The organism is Candidatus Binataceae bacterium (assembly GCA_035650475.1).
Classification (GTDB): domain Bacteria; phylum Desulfobacterota; class Binatia; order Binatales; family Binataceae; genus JAKAVN01.
This window is the reverse complement of sequence record DASRHP010000009.1, coordinates 397,363-421,816: the sequence shown is the minus strand read 5'-3', so window position 1 is coordinate 421,816 and position 24,454 is coordinate 397,363. Positions and strand designations below refer to the sequence as shown.

Genomic DNA, 24,454 nt, shown 5'->3' with positions numbered 1-24,454 from the left:
CGCCCCATCAATATAATCGGCGGCGAAGCCCTCCGAGGGGGTGCACGTCAACGATGGCGTTCCCGATCAATCGTCCGCGCCGGTTGCGACGGACCGAAACCCTGCGCCGGATGGTACGCGAGACGCGGCTTGCGCCCGACGATTTCATTCAGCCCTTCTTCGTCTGCCCCGGGCGCGACGTGAACCGCCCGATCGGCGCGATGCCTGGCGTCGCCCAGATGTCGGTGGACCGAGTGGTGCGCGCGGCGCGCGAAACCCATGGTGCCGGTGTCCCCGCGGTGATCCTGTTCGGCATCCCGCAGCGCAAGGACCCGCGCGGCAGCGAGGCGTGGAACGATCAGGGCGAGGTCCAGCGCGCGATCCGCGAAATCAAGGAGCATGTCCCCGGCCTGGCCGTGGTCACTGACGTCTGCATGTGCGAATACACCGACCACGGCCATTGCGGGATGGTGGTCGGCAACGACATCGACAACGACGCCACCCTCGAGCTGCTCTCGCGCGAGGCGCTCTCGCACGCGCGCGCGGGTGCCGACATGGTCGCGCCGTCGGACATGATGGACGGGCGGGTCGGCGCGATCCGCAAAACGCTCGACGACAACGGCTTCGCGCACGTGCCGATCATGGCCTACTCGGCCAAGTTCGCCTCGGCCTTCTACGGGCCGTTCCGCGAGGCCGCCGAGTCGGCGCCGCAGTTCGGCGACCGCCGCTCCTACCAGATGGACCCGCCCAACGGCGACGAGGCGATGCGCGAGATCGCGCTCGACCTCGAAGAGGGCGCCGACATCGTGATGGTCAAGCCGGCGCTCGCCTATCTCGACCTCATCTACCGCGCCAAGCACGAATTCCATGTGCCGCTGGCGGCCTACAACGTCTCGGGCGAATACGCGATGCTGCGCGCGGCCGGGCTCAACGGATGGCTCGACGAGGAACGCGCGGTGATGGAGGTGCTGGGGGCGATCAAGCGCGCGGGCGCCGACCTGATCCTCACCTACTTCGCGACCGAAGTCGCCCGCCGGCTCAAATAGGCGCGCGCGGCGGCCGAAAGCGGCGCGCCGACGGGCCATCGCATACCACGCCGCCAGCCGGCGCCGCCGCGCTACCAGACGTTGGGAATGAACGCGTCGGTCTCGCGCATATACTGCGCGTACTCCTCGCCGAACTGCGCCAGCATCTCCGCCTCCTCGACGGCGATTCGCCGCCGTCCCATCAGTGCCCCCACCACGATCGTGATGAGCGCGGCAATCGGCGCGCCGCATTCGAAGCTCCATGCGAAGACGACCAGGAACTCGCCGAGGTAGATTGGATGGCGGACGTAGCGGTAGAGCCCGTTGCGCACCAGCGTCGCGGGCGCGCCCGGAGTGGGCGCCGAACTGAAAAAGCCGAGCTGGATGCGCGCGCCGAGCGCAAGCCAAAGCCCCAGCAGTTCGAGCAGGAATCCCAACGCCTGCACCCAGTGCGCGGGCTCCGAACCATAGAGATAGGTGCGCTCGAAGGGCGCGGCCGCGAACGCCAGCAACACCGGCAACTGGCGCAGAATCGAGCCCGACAGCCCCGCGGTGTCGGGCGGCGGCTCGAAGTCCTCGCGCACGAGGACATCGGCCAGGCGGAAGCCCACGTAGGCGACAAGGTAGGCACAGATGTAGGGATGGTCGCGGAAGTAGTCGGTAATGCCGAGGCCGAGCGCGACCGCGCCGACCACCGCAACTAGAAAGATGATGATCTCAGCGAGCCGAACGTCGATCCGCCGCCAGCGCCGCGCCGGGGCGGAAGCCAATTCCCCCGTTGGCACCTTCAACCCGCCGGTCGCCTTGGCAACGCCCCCCGCCGGTCCTGCCTCGTCCATGGCGCAAACTGTGGCAGGATGAAACGCGCGATTCAAAGGTTCGCCGTCGTCAGGCGAGCCGGCGCAGGGTTTCGCGGTCGCCGATGGCGACAAGGAAATCGCCGGCCGCGATGCGGGTGGCAGGATCGGGAATCAGCGCGGTCGGCTCGTTGCCGCGTTTGAGCGCGATTATCCGCAGGCGCGGCGCGCTGCGTTCGACCGCCGAGATCGGCTGGCCGATGAGCGTGCTGCCGGCCGCCACCCGCACCTCTTCGAGATCGATCTCGGCCCCGCGCCCTGGAATCGACAGCTCGAGGAAATCGACCACCGACGGGCGCAGGATGCTCGCCGCCAGCCGCATCCCGGCCCACTGATAAGCCGAGATTACCACGTCCGCCCCGGCCATCCGCAGATGCTGTAGTCCGGCTTCCGACTCGCCGCGCGCGAGGATCCGGATCGTCGGGTTCATCGTGCGCGCCGACAGCGTGATGTAAACGTTGTCGGCGTCGGAGGCGGTGGCCACCGCGATCGCGCGCGCGCGGCGCACACCCGCCTGTTCAAGCACGCGGTCTTCGAGCGCCGACCCGATGACGTAAAGGAGCTCGGCCTCGCGCAGCTCAGCCTCGCGCACCGCGTCGCGCTCGATCACCACCATCGGCAGTCCCGCCGCCGCCATCTCCTCGGCCACCACCCGGCCCATCCGTCCGTAGCCGCAGATCACGATGTGGCCTTCGAGCTGATCGATCCTGTGCTTCATCGCGGCCCTCCCGAGAAACTCGCGCAGCTGGCCCTCGACTACGAACTGGGTAATCGCGGCAAAGAGGTAGAAGGCGGCGCCGACTCCGGTAATGATGAGCGCCATCGTGAACAGCCGGCCGCTGGTGTCGAGCGGCTTCACCTCGTGATAGCCGACGGTGGAGATCGTGATGACGGTCATGTAGAGGGCATCGAGCGGCGTCATGCGCTCGATCGCCATGTAGCCGGCAGTGCCGCCGAGCGTGAGCACGACAATCCCCGCCAGCGCGGCGAGAAACCTGCGCCCCGGGTTCATCCGACGCGGCTCCCGCCCGCCGCCGACGCGAAATTCGCCGCCCCCCCCATGCGCAGACGGCTCAGCCCGCCTCGCGCGCCTCCAGCCAGCGCTCGGCGTCGAGCGCCGCCATGCATCCGGTGCCCGCCGCAGTCACCGCCTGCCGATAGACGCGGTCGGCGACATCGCCCGCGGCGAAGACGCCCTCGACGCTGGTATGGGTCGAGCCCGCACGCACCTTGATATAGCCGGCCTCATCCATGTCGAGCTGGCCGGCGAAGACCCGGGTATTGGGCTGGTGGCCGATCGCGACGAAGAGCGCGTCGGTGCGGAAGTCGCTCGTCGCGCCGGTCTTGAGGTTGCGCAAGCGCACTCCGCTGACGCCGGTCTTCTGCTCGCCGAAGACCTCCTCGACGACCGAATCCCAGATGAACGCGATGCGCGGGTTTTTGAACGCGCGCTCCTGCATGATCTTGGAGGCGCGAAGCTGGCTGCGCCGATGGATGATCGTCACCTTGGTACAGAAGCGGGTCAGAAACGTCGCCTCCTCCATCGCGGTGTCGCCGCCGCCCACCACCACCGCCTCCTTGCCCTTGAAGAAGGCGCCGTCGCAGGTCGCGCATGCGCTGACCCCGTAGCCCATCAGGCGCTTTTCCGACTCCAGTCCCAGAAGCTTGGCGGAGGCGCCGGTGGCGACGATGAGCGCGTCAGCGCGGACGGACTTGCCGTCCACGTTGAGCACGAACGGCCGCTTGCCGAGATCGGCGGCTGTCACCTCGCCCATCACGAACTCGGTGCCAAAGCGCGCGGCCTGACGCCGGAAGATGTTCATCAGCTCCGGGCCCTGGATACCGTGCTCGAAGCCCGGGTAGTTCTCGACCTCGGTCGTGATCGTGAGTTGGCCGCCGGGCTCGGCGCCCTCGATCAGCAGCGGCGCGAGATTGGCGCGCGCGCTGTAGAGCGCCGCGGTGAGTCCGGCGGGGCCGGAGCCGAGAATTACGAGGCGATGGGTTTTGTCTGCCATGAACCGTGCTTAGCAACCGCCTTTGCGAGAATGCGCGCGCCGCGGGCAACTGCGCGGACAAGCTCCAGCTTTATTGCCGCGACGCATCGCGTCAACATAAGCTCTTAGCCGTCGCCGCCGATGCCACGCAAGCCGCCCACTCGCAAGCGCTCAACGCGCGGCGCGGCCTCTACCGCCGCCGCGCTTACCCATCTCGACCGCCGCGGCCGCATGCGCATGGTCGACGTGGGAGAGAAGCCGGTCACGCGGCGCGAGGCGATCGCGCGCGGCGCGGTGCGGATGCACCCCGAGACGCTGGAGGCGATCGTCGGCGGCCGGCTCAAGAAGGGCGAGGCGCTCGCCGCCGCGCGCCTGGCCGGAATCATGGCGGCCAAGCGCACGCACGAGCTGATTCCGCTTTGCCATCAGATTGCGCTCGAAGTGGTCGAGGTCGAGTTTCATCCCGACCACGCGCGCTCCGCACTCCAGATTCAGGCGCGCGCGGCCACCGCCGCGCGCACCGGTGTCGAGATGGAAGCGCTGGTCGCCGCCAGCGCTGCCGCGCTCACCATCTACGACATGGCCAAGGCTATCGACCGCGCGATGACGATCGACGCGATTCGCCTGATCCGCAAGTCGGGCGGGCGCAGCGGAGTCTTCGAGCGGGCGGGCGAGCCGAGCTGGCCCGCCGGCTGATGCGCCGATGGCCGCCGGGCGGGTGATTCTCAGGCGCGGGCGCGAAGGCCCGGTGCGCGGCGGAAATCCGTGGATCTTCTCTCAGGCGATCGAGCGCGTCGAGCCGGCCGCGATCGAGCCCGGCGCGCGGGTCTGGGTCAGCGACGCCGACGGTGCAACGATCGGCCACGGCTACTACAATCCGTCCACGACGATCGCGGTGCGCATGCTCGCGTTGGACGACGAACCCGGCCCCGATGAAATCGTGCGATGGCGGCTTGAGCGCGCAGGCGCGCTGCGCAAGCGCGTGATCGGCCCGGACACCGACTGCTACCGCATGGTCAACGGCGACGGCGACGGACTTTCGGGCGTGGTCGTCGATCGCTATGGCGACATCGCCGTCGTCCAGTTGCTGACCGCGGGCGCCGAACTGATGCGCCGCGAGATTGTCGCCGAGCTTGGCCGGATGCTCGGCCCGCGCGCGATCATCGAGCGCAGCCAAGGCGCCGTGCGCAGGCAGGAAGGGCTCGCCGATCATGTCGGCGTTCTGGCCGGCGAGCGGATCGAGGAAATCGTCGTGCGCGAGAATGGCGTGCGGCTTGAGGTTGACCTCGCGCATGGCCAGAAAACCGGCTACTTTCTCGACCAGCGCGAAAACCGCACGCGCTTCGCCGCGCTGGTGCGCGACGGCGCGCGTGTGCTCGACCTCTGCTGCTACGCGGGCGGCTTCACGCTCGCCGCGCTGGCCGCCTGCGCAAAGTCCGCGCTCGCGCCGGGCGCGATGGTCGCGGTGGATACGTCGGCGCGGGCGCTTGGGTGGGCGCGGCGCAATGTGGAACTGAACGCCCATCCGGCCGACGGCGTGCGCTTCGTCCTCGGCGAGGCCGGCGAGTTCCTCAGGCACAACACGGAGCGCTTCGACCTGATCGCGCTCGACCCGCCGCCGCTCGCGCGCAGCCGCGCCGACGCCGCCCGCGCCGCCCATCTTTACCTCGAATTGAACGCGCTCGCGCTCGGCGCGCTCGCGCCGGGCGGCTTCATGATGACGTTCAGCTGCTCGTCGCACTTTCGCGGCGAGGATTTCCTGCGCGCGGTGCGGATGGCCGAGACGCGCGCCGGGCGCCGGATGCGTTTGCTCGAGCGGCTCGGCCCCGGCCCCGACCATCCGGTGTTGCTCGGCCACGCCGAAGGCGAGTACCTCACGGGCTTCCTGCTCCACGCGCTCAACTAGACTCGGAGGAAGGCTGCGCCAGAACGGATTGCCGTTTTCTGCCCGACGTCTCGGACGCATCGTATGCGGGACAGCAGGTGGGGAAGAATCATCTAGAGCGCTGGGCGCGTCGACTGCCGCGCCGTCTTTCCTCCCGCTCAGGCTCTTGCCTGTCATCCTGAGCGCAGCAAAGGACCCCGCGCGCGCCCGGTGCGGGATCCTTCACTTCGCAAACTTCGTTCAGGATGACGAAAGGGAGAGCAGATTGCAGGTTACGCCGGCTTGCAGCGGTGGGAAGGTTCTGTCGGCCACCGGCCGCGGGTGGGACCTGGTTACGCGACTACGCGGGCTTAGCCGGGTTGGCCTCAGTGGGGGGCTTGGCCTCGGCGCTCTTCTGCGCCTGCGGCGTCTGCGCGTCGGGTTCGTTCATCGCGCGTTTGAAGTCCTTGATCGCCTTGCCCAGCGCGCCGCCCACGTCGCCGAGTTTGCTCGGCCCGAAAATAATCAGAATGATGACCAGCAGAATCAGCAGATGGGATGGAGCGAAAATGTCCATGGTTTTCTCCGCGCGGCTCAACAGATTCCGCGCTCGCTAAAGTTTATCGCGCGCCCTGTTCGATTGCTACCCCGCCTGCCCGCGCACCGGAGCCGCGCCGCCCGGCGCGGCTGAGGCCGGGGCGGCCGCTGCCGCGCCCACGCCTTCGAGCCGGTAGCGTTGGACCTTGCGGTAGAGGGTGGAGAGATGGATGCCGAGCGCCTGCGCCGCGCGCACCTTGTCGCCCTGGACGCGCGTGAGGACGCGGCGGATGTGCTCGCGCTCGAGCTCCTCCAGCGTCATCCCCGAACCGTCGCCGACCGGCGTCGCCACCGATTTGTCGGAGAGTTTGTCGGGCAGGTCGTGGGCGTGGATAACATCGGTCTCGGCGAGAATCGCCGCGCGCTCGACCGTGTTCTCCAGCTCGCGCACGTTGCCCGGCCAGGCGTAGCTGACGAGCGTGCGCATCGCGCCCTTGGAAAACCGCATCCCGGCGCGCCCGAGCTGCTTTTCGTACTTGCGCAGGAAGTGATTGGCGAGCAGCGGGATATCGTCGCGCCGCTCGCGCAGCGCGGGCAGCTTGATGGTGATGACGTTGATGCGGTAGAGCAGCTCCTCGCGAAAGCGCCCTTCCTTGACCTCGCGCTCGAGGTCGCGGTTGGTCGCGCAGATCACGCGGACGTCGAAGCCGACCGGATCGTTGGAGCCCAGCGGATAGCATTCGCGTTCCTGGAGCGCGCGTAGGAGCTTGACCTGCAGGGCGAGCGGCATCTCGCCGATCTCGTCGAACAGCACGGTGCCCTTGTCGGCGGCCTTGAGCAGGCCCGCCTTGTCCTGCGCCGCGCCGGTGAAGGCGCCGCGCTTGTAGCCGAACAGCTCGCTCTCGAGCAGGTTTTCGGGCAGCGCCCCGCAGTTGATCGGCAAGAACCGAGCGTTGGCGCGTTCGGAGCTGAAATGCAGCGCGCGCGCCACCAGCTCCTTGCCGGTGCCCGACTCACCGGTGATGAGCACGCTGGAATCGGTGCGTGCGACTTTCTCCATCACGCGAAAGACCCGCTCGATCGCGTCGCTTTTGCCGATGATGTTTTCGAAGCGGTACTTCTCGCGCAGCTCGCGGCGCAGGAAGCGGTTTTCCTGGAACAGCGCCTTCTGCGCCAGCGCGTTGCGCACGACCGCCTTGAGATGGTCGTTGGCGAAGGGTTTGGTGATGTAATCGTAGGCGCCCTCGTGCAGGGCGTGCACCGCCGACTCCACGCTGGGGTAGGCGGTCACGATGACTCCCATCACCTCGGAGTCGAGCGCGCGCACCCGGCTTAGGAGACCCAGCCCGTTGGTCGCGCCGCCGAGGTTGACGTCGATTATCACCAAATCGATCTTCTCGCGCTCGAAGATGCCCAGCGCGACCTCAGCGGCGTGCGCCTCGAACACCACGTAGCCCTCGCTGCGCAGGAGCTGCGCGATGATCGAGCGCATCAGTTCCTCGTCCTCGACCACCAGGACATGGCAGGGCCCGCGCTGCGGCGCCGGCCGCGGCTCGGCCGCGTAGGCCTCGGGCTTGAGCGGCTCGCTCTCGTTCATTGCGCTGTGACGGCGGCCGCCGCGGCATCGCCGTCGTACACCGGCAGACAGATGGTCACAGCGGTGCCCTTGCCCAGCTCGCTGTCGATGCGGATGGTGCCGTGGTTGGCCAGGATAATGCGCTGGCAGAGCGACAGCCCCAGTCCGACGCCCGCGCCCGCCGGCTTGGTGGTGAAAAAGGGGTCGAAGACGCGATTGAGATGCTCAGGCGGGATGCCGATGCCGTTGTCCACGACGCGCATCGAGACCTTCCTGATCGGCCCGCCGTTGTCGCGCGCGGGCAGGTTTTCGGTCACGATGCGGATCGCGCCGCCCTCGCGATGGGTCGCATCGGCAGCGTTGAAGAGCAGGTTAATCAGCACCTGCTGGATCTCGTTGCTGTCGGCGAAGGCGGGCTTGAGGTCCGCCGCCAGATGGGGCTCGAAGCTGATGCCGTGGAAGCGGTTGTTGTACCCGACCAGGCGGATGGTCTCGGTGACCAGGCCGTTGAGGTCGAGCCGGGTGCGTTGGGCGGGCGCCGGGCGGGCGAAGTTGACCAGGTCCTTGAGGGTGCCCGAGATGCGTGTGATCTGGCCCAGGATGGTGTGCAGGGTGGTGCGTCGCGCCGAGTCGCACTCCTCGGAGAGCAGCGACTGCACGAGCGAGGAAATCGACGCGAGCGGATTGTTGACCTCGTGCGCGACCCCGGCGGCGAAGGTGCCGGCGGCGGCCAGCCGCTCGGCGCGCAGCAGCTCGTCGAGCATCTCGCGCCGCTGAGTCACGTCGTGCAGGATCATGTGCACGAACTGGCGGTTGCCGAACGAGATCAGCGCCGAGTTGACGTCGAAGTAGCGGCCCGCCAGGGGCCAGTCGAGGATCTGGTCGGAGCCCTCGCGCACCACCTTCTCGACGTGCTTGAGGATGTGCGGGCGCTCCGGCGGCGGCCCCAGCTCGGCCAGCGAACGGCCGACCAGCGGCGTATCCTGCTGTCCGGGAACGATCCGATGGAGCTCCTCGGCGGCGGCGTTGGCGCCGAGCACAGTCCAGGTGTGCGGCTCGATTTCGTACATCGGGTCGGGGGCGTGGTCGATCGAGTTGCGGTACTTCTCTTCGGAAACCCGCAGTGCGCGCTCGCGCGACTCGATGTAGAACTGCGAGACCATCAGCCGGCGCTCGTCGATCGCCGCCACCACCGCGTCGCGCACCCGCTCCATCCGCCGCCCCTTGAGCGTCGCGCGCACCCGCTCGAGGATGATCTGCTTGAGCGCGATGTGCAGGACGTTGAACTCCGACGGCTTGACCCGCGACAGCATCCCCTCCTGGCAGTGGCGGCGCAGATAGACGTAAGTGGCGAGGTCGTCGCGGTCGCGCAGGTTGTCGATGAAGCGGATGAGCGCGTTGGTGCAGTTCTCGGGAATTTGATCGTTTTGCGGGATCGCCTGCGGATTGAACATCCCGCGGATCGCGCCAGTCCATTGCGCAACGATCGCGTCGAAGTCGCCTTCGACGATGTCGGCGGCGGCGCGGCGCGAACTTTCGCTTTGCGGCCCCCGCGCGTAACAGTCGCCGAACAGGGTCGCCAGCGAATGCTCGATCGCGCCGAGCTGCCGGCGGATGGCGTCCAGCTCCTCGGGGGTCGCCTCGATGGGCGCGTCGCTGGGGCGGCGCGCCGCCCTGGCCGCATGGCCCGGACGGACTTTCTTCGCTTTCTGCCCGCAGGTGTCGAGCACGCTGGCACAACCGGCTGTGGACTCGGTGACGCGCGCCGGGCGATGGACCTTGGGGTGCTGCTCCACGACGATTTCCCAGGATTTCTTATAACACCGGCTAAAAAAGCCTTCTAGGAGCCCCGGCTCCGATTTGCAAGCCGCAAAACGGCTGTCTTTGATTGTGCAAAGTCGCAAAAGGGTTAGCCGCCATCCCAATTCGTTCGGCTCCACGCCCGCCGATCAGGCAAAAACCTAAGGCGCCACGGGCATTTTTTGATGGCATAGCTTTGGCTCCCTAGCCCCAACGTGCGACCAGAAAATAACCCGCCTCCGGCGATCCTCTGTCATGGCAAGTTCTTTTCCCGTTGCGGCCAGAAGTTCTTTTTGAAGGCGATGCGCCTGCCCGAGGTCGGTGCGACGCTTGACCTGAGCCAAAAGCTCGACCTGCGCGCCCGCCTCGAAGCTCTGCGCAACGCCCACACCACCGCGCTCGTCCTCAGCGAAGCCCAGAGTGAGCCAGTGCTCGACCTTGCCGCGCAGGCTGATCTGAGCGCGCTGATCGAGTTGGTGATCGACCCCTCGGAGCTCACGGGAGCCGATGCAATTCGCGGCGCACTCTCCCGCGTCTCCCACGCTGCGAACGCCTGGCGCAACCATCCGGCGCTCATCGGCTACCTGATTGACTGCCCGCTCGCTTCCGCACAGCTCAAGGAGTTCGGTTTGACGCGTCTGCAGCGCGGGTTGCGGCGGCTCGTACGCGCGATTCGCCTGCGCGACGCACGCGCACTGGTTGCGCTAAGACATCGCCCGCAGACGCTCGCGCTAGCGATGCCGGTCGAGGACTTCCTCTATGCCTCGGTGGAAGGGCTTGCGCCGGCTGAACTGGCGCGCTTCGTGGTCGCGCTGCACAACCTGGCGATGGCGCGTCCGGTGGTGATCGAGTTTCCCATGGCGGCGGCGGATCAGGATGAACTGGTCGCGACCGCCTTCGGTGTCGGCGCGGCCGGCGTGATCGCGCCGCTGGTCCAGCGTGGCACCGCCTCCTCGGGCCTGCTCGGCCTGAAGATGCTGCGCGCCGACGAAGCAACGCCTTTCCTGGTGCTGAACGGGAGTGTTCCGCCTGCGCCGGCGCGCCGCCCGATGGTGTCGGTGGTGATCTGCGCCTATAACGCCGAGCGCACGATGCGCGCCTGCCTGGAGTCGCTCACCCGGCTTCGGTACCCCAATTACGAAGTCGTCATCGTGGACGACGGCTCGCGCGATCGCACCGCCGAGATCGCGATGGAGTTCCCGCAGTTCAGGCTTATCCGCCAGCCCAACAAGGGGCTGAGCGTGGCCCGCAACGTCGGATTGCATGCGGCGCACGGCGAAATAGTGGCCTACACCGACTCCGATTGCGTGGTCGATCCCGACTGGCTGACCCTGATGGTGCGGGCGATAGTCGAGGATAGTCTGGACGGCTGCGGGGGTCCCAATTACGCTCCGCACGAGGAGGGGCGCATCGAGGCCTGCGTTGCGGCGTCGCCCGGCGCGCCCTGCCATGTGCTGACCGCTGACGACCGCGCCGAGCATCTGGCCGGATGCAATATGGCGTTCAGCAAGCCGGCCCTGGTCGCGCTCGGCGGCTTCGATCCTCGGTTCACCGCCGCAGGCGACGATGTCGACATGTGCTGGCGCCTGCTCGACGCGGGCTACCGGCTGGGCTATTGCCCCTCCGCTTTCGTCTGGCATTTCCGGCGCAACACGATAAGGGCCTATTACGGTCAACAGCGTGGATACGGGCGGGCCGAGGCGATGCTTTACCTCAAGTATCCGGAGCGCTTCAACGCGCTGGGCCAGATCAAATGGCGCGGCATCATCCCCGGCCTCGCGGCGACCGTGCCCGGCGCCGGACGCCCACGGATCGGATGGACGCATGCGGCGGCAGGATGGCAGACGATCAAGGAGCGGCCACCCGGAATCGCCAATTTCCTGCCGCAGACGCTGGAGTGGCATCTGCTCTGGAGCGCGGCGGCGGCCCTGATGTGGCTTGGTGGACTGTCGGCGTTGCCGGCGCTGGCGATGCTCGGCATGGGGCCGTTATGGGCGCTCTACTACGCGGCGCGCGCGCCGCTGGAGCAGTGCCATGACACGTGGCGCGCGCGGCTGCTGGTCGCGGCGCTCGCCTGGAGCGGCCCGATGGCGCGGACGTGGGCGCGATGGAAAACGCGGTTGGGCGCGGGCGGCGCCGCCGGCGGCGAAGCGCAGCCGCGCCAGCGCCCCTCGCTCCGGCTGCGCGCCCGCGCGCTGGGTCTGTCGTACTGGAACGAGGCGTGGACCACGCGCGAGGCGCTGCTCGAACGCCTGGCGCGCCATCTCTCACGCGCCGGCGCCGCAGTCATTACCGATAGCGGATGGAACGATTTTGACCTCGAAGCGCGGCCCGGCCCATGGACCCGGCTGCGCTTCAAGACCGCTGACGAGGAACATGAAGGCGCGCGTCTGCGTAATCACGTCGCCGTGCGCGTGCGGCTGAGCTGGCTGAGCCGCGCCGGCCTCCTGACCGCGGCCGTGGCAGCAGCGCTCGGCATCGCGCTCGGCCAGCCGCTGGTCGCCGCGGCGCTCACCGCGATGACGATTGCGGGCGCGCTGTTCGTGGCCGCCGATGCGATCGAGTCGGCGCGGCTTGCCTGGCTGGCGGTCGAGCAATCCGCACACGAGTTAAATCTGACGCCGCTTGGCAAACCCACGGCAGCGGCGCGGCGCGCCGCAGCCGCCGCGGCACGCCCGTCCGCGGCAGCGGCGCGTCCGCTGGCGACGCCGGCGAAATTGCTGGTGGACAACCAGACCCTCGCAGACTAGAAGATACCCCGCCCTTTGAGCTACGGCCGCGCAGGCGCCCCGCGCGGCCCAGATGGGTGGCAGAGGTGGAGTGGGTGGCGGGGCGGGCGGCGCGCGCGCCGCCCGCCCCGCAGCTTTGCAGTGTGGATTTCCCCCACCCCGCCTCATCCGATATATCCCGAATTAGCGCTGTCGCTTGCGGCGACCCCGGGGTGGCTTTTTACTGCCCGGCCGCCGCAAGGCAATGCCGGCGCGACGTGCGCGAGGGCCAGACACGCCGCATGCCGCCGGCCGGGGGGCTCCGATGAGCGACTCGCCGCACGACCTGCTTGGCGAACTCTACGCCCGCGCCCAGGCACGCGACTCACGCCTGGCCCGCGCGCTACGCTCGCGCACCGCCGGCGTGATCGAGCGCGTCATCGAGGGCTTCCAGCGCAACAACGACCTGCTCTGGGCCTCCGCGCTGACCTACACTACCGGACTGTCCATCGTGCCGATCCTCGCGGTCGCGCTCTCGGCGCTCAAGGGGCTGGGCGGGGCCGAGGTTATCCGTCCGCTGATTGAGCGCTTCGTCGGCGCCCACTCGCCCGAGATTACCGATCGCCTGCTGTCGTTCGTCGCGCGCGCTAACGCGCGCACGCTCGGCGCGGTCGGCGCCGCCACCCTGCTGGTCACCGTGGTCTTGACGCTGGGCACGATCGAGCAGGCCTTCAACCAGATCTTCCGCGTCGTTAGCGGCCGCAGCCTCGGCCGGCGCTTCGCCGACTACCTCAGCGTGACCTTTGCGGTCCCGGTGCTGCTCGCCGGAGCGCTCGGCGTGCGCCAGTTCCTCGTCAACCGTCTGCCCGAGGTTCCTGGCGCGGGATGGATCAGCTCGACGATTGCGATCTGGGCCGGCTTTCTCTTCCTTTACGTGTTCTTCCCCAATCGCCGCGTGCGGCTGGAAGCGGCGGCGCTCGGCTCGCTCGCGGCTTCGATTCTTCTCCAGATCGCGCAGTGGGGCTTCATCTACTTTCAGCTCGGCATCAGCCGCTACGCCGCCATTTACGGCGCACTCGCGGCGGTGCCCGTGCTGCTGACCTGGATATATATGACGTGGGTGGTCGTCCTGCTCGGCGGCGAGATGACCGCGGCCTTCGAGCGGCGCAACCAGCCGCTCGCCATGGAGCCCTGGATGCAGAGCGAGCGAGCGGCCGCGCTGATGGCGGTTCTACGGCTGGGGGAGCGGATGGCGGGACGGCCGGGCGCGGTTACGCGAGCGAGCCTTGCGGCCGAGTTCGCAATCGACGAGCCGACGATGACCGAGGTAGTGCGCCGGCTCCAGCGCGGCGGGCTGGTAATCGAAACCAGTGGCGACGGCGCGGGCGGCGGCCTGTTCCTCGCCCGCGACTCGGGAACGATCGGACTGGGCGAAGTAATCGACTGCATGCGCGCCGACGAGCACGCGCAGGCAATCGCCGTCGACGGGCGGGTGGCCGCGATAGTCGAGCGGGTGCATGCGGCCGAGCGCGAGGCGCTGGGCGCGCTCACGGTCAAGGACATGGTCGAGCGCGCAGCGTCCTCGCCCACGACGGTGCCTCCGTCCCCCGCCGAACAGAACGCACCCTCCAGCGGCAGCACTGCCGGCTAGCTTCCAGCGGCCGTATGATTCAACGCGCGCGGCGCGGCGCCCGCGCTAGTCGCGGTCGAAGCCGTAGAGCTCGCGCACGACATAGAGCGGGCGGCCCTTGACCTCGTTGTATACCCGCCCCATGTACTCGCCGAGGATACCGAGCGTGATGAGCTGAATGCCGCCGAGGAACAGCACCACCACCATCAGCGAGGTATAGCCCGGCACATCAACGTCGTTGAGCAGCTTCCTTACCGCGAGCACGACCGCGTAGAGGAAGGCGAAGAGCGAGACTACGAAGCCGAAGTAGCTCCAGATCTTTAGCGGCACCGAGCTGAACGAGGTGATCCCGTCCATCGCGAAGTTCCATAGCCGCCAGTAATTCCACTTGGTGCCGCCGGCCGGGCGCGGCTCGCGCTCGTAGTAGATCGCCGTCTGCTTGAAGCCGACCCACGCGAACAGCCCCTTCATAAAGCGCGTGCGCTCGGGCAGCCGGATCATCACGTCCACCACCCGCCGGTCGAGCAGGCGGAAGTCGCCGGTGTCGCGCGGGATGGGGACGTCGGCGATCGCCTCGAAGACGCGATAAAAGAAATGCGCGGTGGTGCGCTTGAGCCAGCTGTCGCCCGGCCGCCGCATCCGCGTCGCGTACACTACGTCGTAGCCCTCGCGCCAGCGCGCCACCATCTGCTCGATCAGCTCCGGCGGATCCTGCAAATCGGCGTCAATCGGCACCACGGCGCGGCCGCGCGCATGGTCGAAACCCGCGCTGAGCGCGACGTCCTTGCCGAAGGTGCGGGAGAGACTGATTATCTTGATCGCCGGGTTGCGCGCGCGATGCTCGAGCAGGTGGGCCAGCGTGTCGTCGCTGCTGCCGTCGTTGACTACCACGACTTCGTAGCTCAGGCCCAGGCGCTCGAGCACGCGGCCCAGGCGCTCGAAGAAGCGGTCGATAACCGCCGCCTCGTTGAACATCGGCACGACGATCGAAAGCTCGGGCGGCGCGTCGGCGCCGAGGCTCGCCTGCGCTCCGCTCTCGGCCGGAGTTTGCGAAGCGGCCTGCTTCATAGCGGCTCAGCGGCCTGCCGGCGGCCGCGCGGCCTAATCAGGAGGACGACGGCTCGCGCAGCGCATACAGGTCGTACCAGGTGGATCCGACGCGTGGATAACGCTTGATCAAGCTCAGGCATGGGCTCCCCCCGCCACCGCCCCAACGCCGCTCGGTGCGGTCATCGATCATGAGATAGTTGGCGGCACGATGCTCCGCAAGCCACCCGCACAGTCCGCCGGGCCCGGCGGGATAGGCTGGCAGGCGGATGAATCGCGCCTCGGCATAGAACGCCACGCGCACGTCGGTGCCCGCAACGGTGACCGCGCCTGCGCCGCGGCGTGCGAGCTCCTGCCCCGCATAGCGCAGTCCGCGCTGATCGTAGCCGAGCGGAAAGAGTGTACGCGGCAGCAGCACGAGCGCCACCACCGTTGCGACTATGACATCCCCGCCCACGCGCCGCAGTATCGGCCGGCGCGCGCGGCGCAGGTGCGCGTCGAGCCGTCCCGCTGCCACTTCCAGGCCAATCGCGATCCATCCGAAGACAAACGGCACGACGTGCGACATCAGCCGCGGCCCTGTATCGGTGAGGACAAAGCCGATGAAGTACATCGCGACGATCAACGCCAGCGTCGCCTCCTCCCATCGCACGAGGAGCGCCCGCCCGCCGGCCCACAGACCGACCAACAGCGCGGCGAACAGCAGCGGATCGGTCGCCTGGACGAAGGCATAGCACGAGCCCACAAAGTCGCGTCCGACCTTGCGCAGGTAGGCGCCGGGATCCATCCGCACCGCACTCAGCCAGGAGTTCTCGCGCCGGTAGCCCAGATGGCGCCAGCGCTCGAGCTCGCCCTTCGTCGAGCCTGTCGCCTCCATCGTGACCACGCCCACTTCGCGTCCGACCGTCCAGTGGCCGGTATACTGGCGCAGCCAGAGCAGGTAGGGCGAGGCGACGAGGACGAACACCGCGACGAGAATCGCAGCCGCGCCGATTCCCCATCGGAGCGCCCATTGCCGCCACACCAGCGCGCCCGCGACGAGCATCACGGCCGCCGCGGCCGGCACTCCGACGCCCTCGGTGCGGTAGAGGTACGCAAGGCCGCATAACGCGCCGGCGGCGGCGGCCAGCTCGAGGCTTTGGCGCCGCCCGGCGCGCATCGTGAGCGCCAGCGCCGCGGTGACCAGCGCGACGTAGCCCGCCTCGGTGCGCGCCGAGGCGGAAAACGCGGCCAGCATCGGATGGATCGCGGCGAGCGTCGCCGCGACCGCGGCGACGGCGCGCCGCCCGAAAGCCTCGCGCATCAGATAGTAGAGCAGCGCCACGCCGGCGCTGCCGAGCGCGACCGATAGCAGCTCGCCCGCCAGCTCCCAGTTCGAAATCGCCCAGTGGACCTGCGCGACAAGCCACGGATAAAGCGGCGAGAAGACCCATGCGAGCGCGTCTCGCGCGCGGCCCGCGGCGAACTCGCGGGCCATCGCCAGGTAGGCGACGCCGTCAGCCGCGATGCAATAGCTGGTCGCGACCAGGTAAAGCCGGATAAGCGCCGCCAGCGCGGTGACCGCACACACCACCTGTCGCTCCGAACAGCGTGCCAGCCAGCCGGTGATGCGCCGGCTCTCCGCCGCGCCATCGGGCGCGGCGGCAGTCGGCGAAGTGCCCTCAGCCGCAAGCTCCATAGCGTCCCGCTATCGTACTGGCGGACGCCGGCGGAGCAAACGGTTGGGCTGCGGCCTTTGGGCCGTGCAGCCTATGGCTCGCGGGAGAGTTGCTTTTTCGGGATACGGGCCCGAACCGGGCCCGCCCCAGATAGTAAGGGAAGGATGCCGCTAGCGGCGCGCGACCTTTGAGGCCTGGAGACCCTTGGGGCCCTGGGCGACTTCGAATTGAACCTCCTCACCCTGCTCCAGCGAGCGGAAGCCGTTGCCGTCGATCGAAGTGTAGTGGACGAAGACTTCCTGCCCGTCCTCCATCGTGATGAAACCATAGCCCTTCTTCGAGCTAAACCACTTAACTACCCCAGTAGCCATCTCCCCGAGGACCTCCCTGGATGAATGCGGAGTGGATCCTAATGGCCGGCCCGCCTCGGGCCTCTGCCGTGTACCGGCGCGCATATAGCACAACGCCAGAACTCAACCAAGCGAATTCGTACGATCGCTCCCGCTGTTTGCGGGCATCGATAGCGGATTTGCAGGACGATCAGCCGCGCCAGAAACGCGGCCGGACGTGGATATGGCAATGGTCGGGAATCTGCCGCATCACGTCATCGATGACGAATTTGTCCGCGCCGTACTTGGCCCGCCCGATCGCCGAAAGCACGTCGATCATCAGCGCCCGCTCGGCTTCGGTTGCGGCGACGCGATGCTCGCCGAGCACCGCCATCGGGGTGTCGCAGGAATCGCAGTCCAGCACGGTGAATTTCACCGGATAGATGAAGCGCGCGTAGTGCTGGGTGTACTCGCGCAGCTCGCACAGTTCGCACTTGGCCATGGCCTAGGACTTAGCCCGCGGCGCAGCGCGCAACAAGAGCGCGGGCACGTCGGCGGCGAATCTCCGCCGCGGAGTGGCCGGCGAGCGACAGCTCCGCCGTCGCCACAGAGCGCGGCGCGTCTTGGCTCGGCGAGCGCCCGAGCGCGCTACTTCTTCGAAGCCTCAGGCGTCGCGGCGGGGCTGGCCTGTGCCTTGGCGATCTTGCCGGCGCTCTTGTTGGCCGCCCTGCGGCAGCGATAGACACTGGAGCGCGATATCTTGAGGTCCTTGGCAACGTCGGCGACCTTCTTGCCGCCACCCAGCTCTTCCATCACCTTCGCGCAGTTCACCTTCTTGCGCGCGGCCATCGCAGTGCTCGGCACCGCAAACTGGAGGCTTATCGCAGCCCCGAACACGAGCAGAGCGATTAGGGCGAGCTTCTTCATCGTGCTCCCTCCGCCTTGCAGAATTTCGACCGGATTGCATGCAGTATTTCAAAAAAGCACAACTCCGAGAAGACCTGTTCGGCGCCTCGCCATCCTTCCACGCTCGGCAGCCAGGCACCTCGCAGCCCGCCCGGCGATTGGGCAATGCGCGGCGCACGCGTTGACACGAATTTCGCGATCTTCTAACAATCGCGGGCCTGCAGGATGAATCCCGCGATGGAGTTTCGATGGCCGAACGCCTGGTTCAGTGGATTGTCAGCCACACCCTGAAGCATCGCTGGTTGACGCTCGCCTGGCTCGTCGCGGTTACTATTTTCTTCGGCTGGCAGGCGCTTTCGGTACGGATGTACAGCAAGTTCAGCGACCTGCTGCCCCAAGCCCACCCGTACGTCAGATCCTACGACCACTTCAGACAGATCTTCGGCAGCGCCAACCTAATGACGCTCGAGTTGCAGGTCCGGCGCGGCGACGTCTTCACCGCGCCGACGCTCAACAAGCTGCGCTACATCGCCTCGCAGGTTGACCTGCTCGACGGCGTCGACCACAACGCGATCAACTCCATCGTCGGCAGCAACCTGCGCAAGGTAACTGCCACCAGCGGCGGACTGATCATTTCGCGCCCGCTGATGCCCGAGCGGATCCCGACTTCTCCTGCTGCGCTGGCCAGGCTGAAGAACGACGTCTTGCACAGCCTTGCCTACGGCGTGCTGCTCTCGCCCGACGGCAAGAGCGCGCTGGTAACCGCGCCGTTCAGCGAGGGGCGAGTCGATTACGCCCAGATGCATCGCGCGCTGGAGCGCATCAAGCTCAAGGTCGAAGACGGCAACACCGTCCTGCGCGCGGTGGGCGAACCGGTGCTCAAGGCCTGGTGCTGGTACTACGAAGGCGAACTGGCCCTTATCTTCGCCGTCACCGGACTCTTCATCGTGCTCTCGCTGGTCTTTTACTTCCGCCGCGCCTACGGCGTGCTGCTGCCGATGGTCGGCGCGGCGGCGCAGGTTATCTGGGGGCTGGGGTTCCTGGGCCTGCTCGGCTACAACCTCGACGTCCTGGTGCTGGTGATTCCGCTCTTGGTGACCGCGCGCGCCGCCAGCCACGGCGTGCAGCTGATGGAGCGCTACTTCGAGGAGCTCGAGCGCACCGGCGACCGCCATCAGGCGGTGCGCAACTCGATGCGCGAACTGTTTCTGCCCGGCGCAATCGGAATCCTGGCCGATGCCGCGGGCATTCTGGCGCTCGCGGTGGCGACGATCCCGCTGGTGCGCAAGGTCGCCTTCTTCGCGAGCTTCTGGGGCTTCTCCAACATCTTCACGATCCTTATTCTGCTGCCGGTGCTGCTTGACCTGCTGCCCACGCCCGCTGTCACGCGCCATTACGTGCCGCACTGGATGGCGGAGTCGCTGCGGCGGGTCGGCCAGAGCTGCACCAGCCGGCGCGGGCGATGGACCGTGTTCGGCGTCAGCGCGGCGATTGTCGCACTGGGCGTCCAGCAGGCGCTCAAGCTGCCGATCGGCTACACGGAGGCGGGCTCGCCGCTCCTATGGCCGAACTCCGAGTTCAACCTCGCCTCCCGCCAAATCAACCGAACCTTCGGCGGCTACAACCAACTGGTGATTTACCTGCAAGGCGACCATGAAAACGCGATGAAGGACCCCGCGCTGCTCGCCTTGCTCGATAACTTCAGCCACTACCTGCTCGAGCAGCACGAGGCGACCGGCAGCCGCTCGACCGCGAGCCTGGTGCGCAGCCTCAACACGCTCTTTCATTACAACGACCCGCTCTGGGAGCTGATTCCGCGCACGCTCGATGGCGTCGGCCAGATGGTCTTCATGTACCAGACCTCGACGCCCTCGCGCACCACAATACTTCAATACATGGACTACAGGGCGCGCGACGGCCAGTTCGTCATCTACTACAAGGACCTCCGCGGCTCGACCGTGATGGAGGCGCTCGAGCGCGCGCGGCGCTTTATCGCGGCCCATCCCTTTCCCCACGTCAGGTTCGTGCTGGCGGGCGGCAGCGTCGGACTGACCGCAGCGCTCAACGAGGAGATTGCCTACTCGGATCGCGCCAGCACGCTGCTCATTATGGCGGTGATCTTCCTGCTGGTTTCGGCGAGCTACAGCTCGTTCGCGGCGGGCGGGATGGTGCTGCTGACGCTGGTGGCGGCCGGCGTGGTGAGCTTCTTATACATCGGGCTCAAAGGCGTCGGAATCAATATCAATACTCTGCCCGTGACCGCGGTCGGAATGGGTATCGGCGTCGATTACATACTGTATATCGTCGATCGGATAAAGCGCGAATACGGGCGGCTCGGCGACTACGACGCCGCGATCAGGCGCGCAATCAGCACCTCGGGGATGGCGGTCACGTTCACCGCCACCACCCTGGTCGGCGGCGTTATCCCGTGGTACTGGATGTCGAGCCTGCGCTTTTCGGCCGAGATGGCGCTGCTGCTCGCGCTCCTGATGCTTACGCACTGGCTGGCGGCGATCGCGCTGGTGCCGTCGATCTTCTCGATCATGCGGCCGCGCTTCGTCGCACGCGACCTGGAGCCGCCTTCCGAGCCCGAGGCAGCGCCGCTCGCGCGGGCGGCCGGCGCGCATTGAAGCGCCGCCACCGCATTTGAAACGGACATAAAGCCCGACCGCCTTGGTCTGGTCGCGGGCGCGCAGCGGTTTCGAAAGGGCGCTCGCGCTCGCCCGCGAGCAAAAAGCGGGGTCGGCGGAATTGCGGGCGGTGATGAGTCTGGCGCGGCTGACCGGAGGGCGCGATGAAGCGCGTGCGGCGCTTACTGGAATTTTTGGCTGGTTGGCCGACGCCCCGGACGCGGCGGGCCTGTGCGAGCCAAAGCGCTGCTTGACCAGCTCGGCGTCTAACCGGATCGGCCGCGCGCAGACGCTGCTTTCGCCTAGAATTCAACCATCACCTTGGTCTGATTGGTCGGGCGGCTGAGCGCAGCAAACGCGCGCGGCAGTTCGTCGATTCCCAGCGTGTGCGTGATCATCGGCGCGGTCGAAATCCGGCCCGCCGCCAGCGTCGCGATCGCGGTCTCGATCTCGGCGCGCTCCACGCCAAGGCTGAAGCGTAAATCCAGCTCCTTGCTCAGCGCCGCCATCGGCTGAAAGCCGTCCTCCTCGGTGCACACGCCGATGATCACGACGCGGCCGCCACGCTGGCCGTAGGCGATCGCCTCCGCCATCGTGCCCGCCGCGCCGATACATTCGAAGACCACGTCGGGCCCCGAGCCGGTCAGCTTCTCGACCGCGCCCGCCGGATTCTGCATCCGCGGATCGACCGCGGCGTCGGCGCCCATCTGGAGCGCGAGCCGGCGGCGATGCTCGGCGACCTCGGAGACCACGACCGCGCGCGCGCCGGCGAAGCGGGCCCACAGCATCGTGACGATCCCGATCGGCCCCGCGCCCATCACCACGCAGCTCTCCCCCGCGCGCAGGCCCGCGCGATGGATGCCGTGCAGGCCGACCACCAGCGGCTCGACCGTCGCCGCCGCGCGGAAGTCCATCCCGGGCGGCATCTTGAATACGCTCCCCGGCCGCGTCTTCATCAGCTCGGCGTACGCGCCCGGAACCTCGCCGAAGCCGACCAGCTTGACCGAGCGGCATCGATGGGCGTCGCCGGTGCGGCACGGCTCGCAGTCGCCGCATCCGAGATACGACATCACGACCACCGGGTCGCCGGGCGTCAGGCCCTCGACGCCTGCGCCGACGGTCTCGACCACGGCGGAGAATTCGTGGCCCATGATGGTTCCGGGCGGGAGCCGGAAGTTGCGCCCGGCCGCATGCAGGTCGGAGCCGCAGACGCCGCAGGCCTTGACCCGCACGACCACCTCGCCCGCGCCGGCGACCGGATCCGGAACTTCGACAACTTCGAGCGGCGCGCCGGGCGCGCGGTACACGCACGCCTTCATCGGCCAGCGCGCGCGCTCGGAAACGACGGCGCGCGCCGCTCCTTGAGCGCTGCCACACCCTCGGCCAGGTCGTCGCCAAAGAAGCCCAGCATCTCGAGCGCGAGCGAAGCGTCGAAGGCGGGGCCGAACATGCGCAGCCAGTTGTTAAGCGCGCGCTTGGTGAAACGCACCGCCTGCTGCGGGCCGCGCGCGAGCTTGCGCGCGACCTCGAACGCCTTGTCCATCAGTTGCTCGGCGGGCACACACGCCGCAACCAGCCCGATGCGCTCGGCTTCTTTGCCGTCGATGAAGTCGGCGGTGAGCAGGTAGTACTTGGCCTTGGCCATCCCGCACAGCAGCGGCCAGATGATCACCGCATGGTCGCCGGCGGCGACGCCGAGGCGGATGTGGCCGTCGGTGATGCGCATGTTCTCCGAGGCAATCGGGATATCGGCCATGAAGGCGACCGCGAGGCCCGCGCCGACCGCGACGCCGTTGATCGCCGAGATGATCGGCTTGTCGAGGTTGAGCATGTTGTAAACGATATCGCCGGCCTCGCGCCACGCCTGTCCGATGTTGGCGGCGCTGCCCTTCATCTTCTCGATCATTTCAAGGTCGCCGCCGGCCGAAAACGCGCGTCCCTTGCCGGTGACGATCACGACGCGGGTCTCCGGGTCCTCGTCGACGTCCTTCCAGACCCGGCTGAGCTCCCAGTGCAGGCGGTTGTTGGTGGCGTTGAGCACCTCGGGGCGGTTGATCGTGATGAGCAGGATGCCGTCCTCGTGCCGCTCGAAGAGCAGATGCTGATATTCCTCGTATTTCATCGGAGCCTCCGACTCGCTTGGCTGCGCTCATTCCTTAGCGCAGCGCGCACAATTCTCAAAGCCGCAGCGCGAAGCGGGCGCGGCGGCGCGAACGACTTGCCCCCGGGCCCCTGCTCCGTCAGGAAAACTCAGCGGCGTTCACGTACGCCAACGGCGAGGCTTGTGGCCGCGATGTCGTTGACCAGCTGCGCCAGCTCGACCAGTTCCGGGCGCCCCGCCAGCTCCAGCCATTCGCGCTCGGCGCTCACCGGCGTGCCGCGCAGCATGATCGCGCGCAGGTTGATCGCGACGTCAAGGATCATCAGCTCGGGCGAGCTGGGCGCATGGGTCGGCGCGTCGGCGGGATAGTACTCCAGCCGCGCCACCAGCACGCAGAGAGCGTCTTCTTCGAGCCGCGCAAGCCGCTCGACCAGGCTCAAATCCACGCTGGCCATCCGAGCCGAGGATAGCATCCCGCGCGCCCTCGCGCATCGCGCGCGGCCGCCGGCGCCCGCGCGCGGCGCGCGGGTTGCCGGGCGCGGGCGGGTGTGCAATGAAGCTCTGAGCCGCGCGGCGCGCCCGGGTTCCGCGCCGGCGCGGAGGGCGACGAATCGTGAAGTTCGGCCTTTTCTACCAACTGCCGTGTGCTCCCGACCAGTCGGAGCCGACGCGCTACCGCGAGACCCTCGAACAGATAGCGCTGGCCGACGAGCTCGGCTTCGACGTTGCCTGGCTCGCCGAGCTGCACTTCTTCAAAGGCTTTTCGATCATGCCGTCGCCGCTGATGGTGGCGGTGGCCGCCGCCCAGCGCACCCGCCGCATCCGGCTCGGCACCGCGGTCGCGCTGCTTCCGTTTCATCATCCGCTGCGCGCGGCCGAGGAGGCCGCCGCCGCCGATATCCTGACCGGCGGACGGCTGGAATACGGCGTCGGGCGCGGCACCATCGCGGTCCACTTCCAGGGCTTCGGTGTCCCGCGCGACGAAAGCCGCGAGCGCTTCGAGGAAGCGCTGGCGATAATCCTGCGCGCATGGGGCGGCGGCGCCGTCACCTACAATGGCCGCTTTTTCAACATCGACGGCATCGCGCCCGCGCCGCGTCCGCTCCAGCAGCCGCATCCGCCGATCCGCATCGCCGCCAACAGCCCCGACACCGCGCGTTTCGCCGGCGCGCACGGTTACGACGTGCTGGTCGCCTCGCCGATCAACCCGACGCCCGGTTTTTACGAACACGTGCGCGTCTACCGCGAAGCGCTCGCCGCCGGCGCGCATCCCGAGCGCCGCGGCGACGTCGCCGCACTCTTCTTCGTCAACCCGCAGCCGACGCGCGCCGCCGCGCGCGCTGAGGCCGAGCGCAGCCTGATGCACTATTTCCAGACGATCGTCGAGCAGACCCTGGTCGGCGGACGCGGCCAGTACGAGGGCTCCTACGCCTACCTCAAGCAGGTGCGCGAGCGGGCGCAGGCGATCACGTGGGAGATGGTCGAGCAGACGATGGCGGTGTACGGACCGCCCGCGGAGTGCGTCGCGCGCATTGGCGAGATCCACGAGCGCGGCGGGATCAACCAGCTCGTATGCTGGTTCAACGCGGGTGGCTTGATTCCGCATCGGGAGGTGATGGCGACGATGGAGCGCTTTGCGGCCAAGGTGATGCCGGCCGTGCGCGGGCTGGGCGAGCGCGGCTGACGGTTGCGCATGACCCGGGGCGCTGGTCATCCTCGCGCGCGCGGCGTCTTGGCCGAATACAACGATTCCCTCGGGTGGCACGGGCTCTAGCCCTGCGCCGCTGATAAAGCGAGCGGCCTGACGCCCCCA

21 protein-coding genes are annotated in these 24,454 nt (G+C 68.0%); 7 read left to right on the top strand and 14 right to left on the bottom strand.

Going from position 1 to position 24,454, the window contains the following annotated elements; all coding sequences use genetic code 11:
- Positions 1–53 precede the first annotated feature (53 nt).
- The gene (gene hemB / locus VFB33_08200; protein HZO81664.1) at positions 54–1,025 is read left to right on the top strand and encodes a porphobilinogen synthase; all 972 of its coding nucleotides are present in this window, start codon (positions 54–56) and stop codon (positions 1,023–1,025) included.
- A 71-nt stretch (positions 1,026–1,096) separates the two neighbouring features.
- Here hemB and VFB33_08195 read toward each other — a convergent pair whose 3' ends face one another.
- The 3 genes from VFB33_08195 to trxB all read right to left on the bottom strand — a co-directional run bounded on the left by VFB33_08195 (position 1,097) and on the right by trxB (position 3,876).
- Complete coding sequence (locus tag VFB33_08195; protein HZO81663.1) at positions 1,097–1,843, bottom strand: isoprenylcysteine carboxylmethyltransferase family protein; 747 nt, start codon at positions 1,841–1,843, stop codon at positions 1,097–1,099.
- 49 nt (positions 1,844–1,892) lie between these two features.
- Positions 1,893–2,873 (bottom strand): potassium channel protein, encoded by a 981-nt coding sequence (locus VFB33_08190; protein HZO81662.1) that lies wholly within the window; start codon positions 2,871–2,873, stop codon positions 1,893–1,895.
- 61 nt (positions 2,874–2,934) lie between these two features.
- The gene (gene trxB / locus VFB33_08185; protein ID HZO81661.1) at positions 2,935–3,876 is read right to left on the bottom strand and encodes a thioredoxin-disulfide reductase; all 942 of its coding nucleotides are present in this window, start codon (positions 3,874–3,876) and stop codon (positions 2,935–2,937) included.
- Positions 3,877–3,996: 120 nt separating this feature from the next.
- Here trxB and moaC point away from each other — a divergent pair, with 120 nt between their 5' ends.
- Positions 3,997–4,551, top strand: coding sequence for a cyclic pyranopterin monophosphate synthase MoaC (gene moaC / locus VFB33_08180; protein ID HZO81660.1), 555 nt, complete (start codon positions 3,997–3,999; stop codon positions 4,549–4,551).
- 7 nt (positions 4,552–4,558) lie between these two features.
- Positions 4,559–5,761 carry a class I SAM-dependent rRNA methyltransferase gene (locus tag VFB33_08175; protein ID HZO81659.1) on the top strand — a complete coding sequence of 401 codons (1,203 nt, stop codon included), beginning with the start codon at positions 4,559–4,561 and terminating at the stop codon, positions 5,759–5,761.
- A 319-nt stretch (positions 5,762–6,080) separates the two neighbouring features.
- Here the strand turns inward: VFB33_08175 and VFB33_08170 are convergent, their stop codons facing one another.
- The 3 genes from VFB33_08170 to VFB33_08160 form a co-directional block, all read right to left on the bottom strand.
- Positions 6,081–6,296 (bottom strand): twin-arginine translocase TatA/TatE family subunit, encoded by a 216-nt coding sequence (locus tag VFB33_08170; GenBank protein HZO81658.1) that lies wholly within the window; start codon positions 6,294–6,296, stop codon positions 6,081–6,083.
- Positions 6,297–6,362: 66 nt separating this feature from the next.
- Positions 6,363–7,853, bottom strand: coding sequence for a sigma-54 dependent transcriptional regulator (locus tag VFB33_08165; protein ID HZO81657.1), 1,491 nt, complete (start codon positions 7,851–7,853; stop codon positions 6,363–6,365).
- The gene (locus tag VFB33_08160; GenBank protein ID HZO81656.1) at positions 7,850–9,628 is read right to left on the bottom strand and encodes an ATP-binding protein; all 1,779 of its coding nucleotides are present in this window, start codon (positions 9,626–9,628) and stop codon (positions 7,850–7,852) included. Before VFB33_08160 ends, VFB33_08165 begins: the two co-directional genes overlap by 4 nt.
- A 306-nt stretch (positions 9,629–9,934) precedes the next feature.
- On the opposite strand from VFB33_08160, the gene VFB33_08155 reads away from it, so the two are divergent.
- Both VFB33_08155 and VFB33_08150 read left to right on the top strand, forming a co-directional pair.
- The gene (locus tag VFB33_08155) at positions 9,935–12,382 is read left to right on the top strand and encodes a glycosyltransferase (GenBank protein HZO81655.1); all 2,448 of its coding nucleotides are present in this window, start codon (positions 9,935–9,937) and stop codon (positions 12,380–12,382) included.
- Between the two features lie 283 nt (positions 12,383–12,665).
- Complete coding sequence (locus tag VFB33_08150; protein HZO81654.1) at positions 12,666–13,991, top strand: YhjD/YihY/BrkB family envelope integrity protein; 1,326 nt, start codon at positions 12,666–12,668, stop codon at positions 13,989–13,991.
- A 45-nt stretch (positions 13,992–14,036) separates the two neighbouring features.
- Here VFB33_08150 and VFB33_08145 read toward each other — a convergent pair whose 3' ends face one another.
- The 5 genes from VFB33_08145 to VFB33_08125 form a co-directional block, all read right to left on the bottom strand.
- A complete protein-coding gene (locus VFB33_08145) occupies positions 14,037–15,038 on the bottom strand; it encodes a glycosyltransferase family 2 protein (GenBank protein HZO81653.1) in 1,002 nt (333 codons plus the stop codon).
- Between the two features lie 37 nt (positions 15,039–15,075).
- Positions 15,076–16,695, bottom strand: a complete 1,620-nt coding sequence (locus VFB33_08140) for a glycosyltransferase family 39 protein (protein ID HZO81652.1) — start codon at positions 16,693–16,695, stop codon at positions 15,076–15,078.
- 150 nt (positions 16,696–16,845) lie between these two features.
- The gene (locus VFB33_08135; GenBank protein ID HZO81651.1) at positions 16,846–17,046 is read right to left on the bottom strand and encodes a cold shock domain-containing protein; all 201 of its coding nucleotides are present in this window, start codon (positions 17,044–17,046) and stop codon (positions 16,846–16,848) included.
- Between the two features lie 169 nt (positions 17,047–17,215).
- A complete protein-coding gene (locus VFB33_08130; GenBank protein ID HZO81650.1) occupies positions 17,216–17,506 on the bottom strand; it encodes a hypothetical protein in 291 nt (96 codons plus the stop codon).
- A gap of 146 nt (positions 17,507–17,652) precedes the next feature.
- Positions 17,653–17,931, bottom strand: coding sequence for a hypothetical protein (locus tag VFB33_08125; protein HZO81649.1), 279 nt, complete (start codon positions 17,929–17,931; stop codon positions 17,653–17,655).
- 227 nt (positions 17,932–18,158) lie between these two features.
- On the opposite strand from VFB33_08125, the gene VFB33_08120 reads away from it, so the two are divergent.
- On the top strand, positions 18,159–20,540 hold the full coding sequence (locus VFB33_08120; protein ID HZO81648.1) for an MMPL family transporter: 2,382 nt from the start codon (positions 18,159–18,161) through the stop codon (positions 20,538–20,540).
- 302 nt (positions 20,541–20,842) lie between these two features.
- On the opposite strand, the gene VFB33_08115 is transcribed toward VFB33_08120, so the two are convergent.
- The 3 genes from VFB33_08115 to VFB33_08105 form a co-directional block, all read right to left on the bottom strand.
- Positions 20,843–21,859, bottom strand: coding sequence for an alcohol dehydrogenase catalytic domain-containing protein (locus VFB33_08115; protein HZO81647.1), 1,017 nt, complete (start codon positions 21,857–21,859; stop codon positions 20,843–20,845).
- Positions 21,856–22,662 (bottom strand): enoyl-CoA hydratase/isomerase family protein, encoded by an 807-nt coding sequence (locus tag VFB33_08110; GenBank protein HZO81646.1) that lies wholly within the window; start codon positions 22,660–22,662, stop codon positions 21,856–21,858. The genes VFB33_08115 and VFB33_08110 overlap by 4 nt, the downstream gene beginning before the upstream one ends.
- Positions 22,663–22,790: 128 nt before the next feature.
- A complete protein-coding gene (locus tag VFB33_08105; GenBank protein ID HZO81645.1) occupies positions 22,791–23,114 on the bottom strand; it encodes a hypothetical protein in 324 nt (107 codons plus the stop codon).
- 140 nt (positions 23,115–23,254) lie between these two features.
- Between VFB33_08105 and VFB33_08100 the strand changes: the two genes are divergently transcribed.
- Positions 23,255–24,325, top strand: a complete 1,071-nt coding sequence (locus tag VFB33_08100) for an LLM class flavin-dependent oxidoreductase (protein ID HZO81644.1) — start codon at positions 23,255–23,257, stop codon at positions 24,323–24,325.
- Positions 24,326–24,454 lie beyond the last annotated feature (129 nt).

What these genes read in the sequence shown, in the direction of transcription:
- hemB (HZO81664.1), top strand. Translation starts at nt 54, where the DNA reads ATGGCGTTCCCGATCAATCGTCCGCGCCGGTTGCGACGGACCGAAACC.
- VFB33_08195 (HZO81663.1), bottom strand. Translation starts at nt 1,843, where the DNA reads ATGGACGAGGCAGGACCGGCGGGGGGCGTTGCCAAGGCGACCGGCGGG.
- VFB33_08190 (HZO81662.1), bottom strand. Translation starts at nt 2,873, where the DNA reads ATGAACCCGGGGCGCAGGTTTCTCGCCGCGCTGGCGGGGATTGTCGTG.
- trxB (HZO81661.1), bottom strand. Translation starts at nt 3,876, where the DNA reads ATGGCAGACAAAACCCATCGCCTCGTAATTCTCGGCTCCGGCCCCGCC.
- moaC (HZO81660.1), top strand. Translation starts at nt 3,997, where the DNA reads ATGCCACGCAAGCCGCCCACTCGCAAGCGCTCAACGCGCGGCGCGGCC.
- VFB33_08175 (HZO81659.1), top strand. Translation starts at nt 4,559, where the DNA reads ATGGCCGCCGGGCGGGTGATTCTCAGGCGCGGGCGCGAAGGCCCGGTG.
- VFB33_08170 (HZO81658.1), bottom strand. Translation starts at nt 6,296, where the DNA reads ATGGACATTTTCGCTCCATCCCATCTGCTGATTCTGCTGGTCATCATT.
- VFB33_08165 (HZO81657.1), bottom strand. Translation starts at nt 7,853, where the DNA reads ATGAACGAGAGCGAGCCGCTCAAGCCCGAGGCCTACGCGGCCGAGCCG.
- VFB33_08155 (HZO81655.1), top strand. Translation starts at nt 9,935, where the DNA reads ATGCGCCTGCCCGAGGTCGGTGCGACGCTTGACCTGAGCCAAAAGCTC.
- VFB33_08150 (HZO81654.1), top strand. Translation starts at nt 12,666, where the DNA reads ATGAGCGACTCGCCGCACGACCTGCTTGGCGAACTCTACGCCCGCGCC.
- VFB33_08145 (HZO81653.1), bottom strand. Translation starts at nt 15,038, where the DNA reads ATGAAGCAGGCCGCTTCGCAAACTCCGGCCGAGAGCGGAGCGCAGGCG.
- VFB33_08140 (HZO81652.1), bottom strand. Translation starts at nt 16,695, where the DNA reads ATGGAGCTTGCGGCTGAGGGCACTTCGCCGACTGCCGCCGCGCCCGAT.
- VFB33_08135 (HZO81651.1), bottom strand. Translation starts at nt 17,046, where the DNA reads ATGGCTACTGGGGTAGTTAAGTGGTTTAGCTCGAAGAAGGGCTATGGT.
- VFB33_08130 (HZO81650.1), bottom strand. Translation starts at nt 17,506, where the DNA reads ATGGCCAAGTGCGAACTGTGCGAGCTGCGCGAGTACACCCAGCACTAC.
- VFB33_08125 (HZO81649.1), bottom strand. Translation starts at nt 17,931, where the DNA reads ATGAAGAAGCTCGCCCTAATCGCTCTGCTCGTGTTCGGGGCTGCGATA.
- VFB33_08120 (HZO81648.1), top strand. Translation starts at nt 18,159, where the DNA reads ATGGCCGAACGCCTGGTTCAGTGGATTGTCAGCCACACCCTGAAGCAT.
- VFB33_08115 (HZO81647.1), bottom strand. Translation starts at nt 21,859, where the DNA reads ATGAAGGCGTGCGTGTACCGCGCGCCCGGCGCGCCGCTCGAAGTTGTC.
- VFB33_08110 (HZO81646.1), bottom strand. Translation starts at nt 22,662, where the DNA reads ATGAAATACGAGGAATATCAGCATCTGCTCTTCGAGCGGCACGAGGAC.
- VFB33_08105 (HZO81645.1), bottom strand. Translation starts at nt 23,114, where the DNA reads ATGCTATCCTCGGCTCGGATGGCCAGCGTGGATTTGAGCCTGGTCGAG.